Raw genomic sequence first — 1,053 nt, 5'->3', positions numbered from 1 at the left:
ACCCTTCGACACGGGCCCTCGACAAGCTCGGTCCCTGCTCAGGGCGAACGGGGTAGGCGATCAAGCCGGCAAGCTCAGAGCAGCCACAAGCCCGCCATCCGGATGATTGCGCAGCCGCACATCCCCGCCGTGCTCACGCGCAATCCGACGCGCAATCGACAACCCGAGCCCCGACCCGTCGGCATGCAGGGCACGCCCGTGCTCCAGCCGCACGTAGGGCTCGAAGATCTCCTCGAGCGAATCCTCCGGCAGCCCCGGCCCGTGATCCCGCACCAGCACCGAGCACTTGCCGTCGCCCAGCTCGGCGCCGACCTCGATCTCGCGCCCGTAGCGCAGGCCGTTGTCGATCAGGTTGCCCAACGCACGCTTCAGCGCCAGCGGCCGGCCCGTCACCGCGATCGGCGGCAGCGACACCGCGATCTTCGCGCCCGAAGCCAGCGCTGCCGATGTCAGCCGCTCCACCAGCCGGTCCAGCCGCACCTCGGCCAGGTTCTCGTGCACGTCGCTGTCCTTCACGCTCTGCAACGCGCCCTTGACCATCATGTCCAGCTCGTCCAGGTCCTCGTGGAAATCGGCCCGCACCGCGTCGTCGTCCAGCAGCTCGGTGCGCAGCTTCAAGCGCATGATCGGCGTCTTCAGGTCGTGCGAGATGCTGCCGAACAGCCGCTCCCGGTCCTCCACGAAACGCTGGATGCGCGCCTGCATCTCGTTGAAGGCGCGCGCCGTGCGCTGCAGCTCCACCGTGCCGGTCTCCGGCACCTGGTTCGGGTGCATCGCGTTGCCGAACTCGCTGGCCGCCTGCGCCAGCCGCGACAGCGGCCGCGTCAGGCTGCGCGCCACCAGCAGCACCAGAACCAGCACCGTCATCAGCGTCGCCCCCTGCAGCAGCAGCCGGTCGCTGCTCAGCGGGTTCGCGTTGTCGAGGAAGTACGGGTCCGGCAAGGTCGTCGCCAGCAGCAGCCAGCCACCCGGCTCGATCTCGGCCTGGATCACCAGCAGTGGCGCCGGCCGCGGCCGCAGCAGCAGCGAGGCCTCCACCCAGCTCTCCGGCAA

General features: G+C 69.8%; 1 protein-coding gene. It reads right to left on the bottom strand.

Annotated elements, in window-relative coordinates:
• Positions 1-60 precede the first annotated feature (60 nt).
• On the bottom strand, positions 61-1,053 hold a 993-nt coding region (locus AC1D01_RS36110), incomplete at its 5' end, for an ATP-binding protein (protein WP_477874542.1).

The organism is Rhizobacter sp. P3_B12 (genome assembly GCF_056402895.1).
This window is presented reverse-complemented; position numbering and strand designations above follow the sequence as displayed.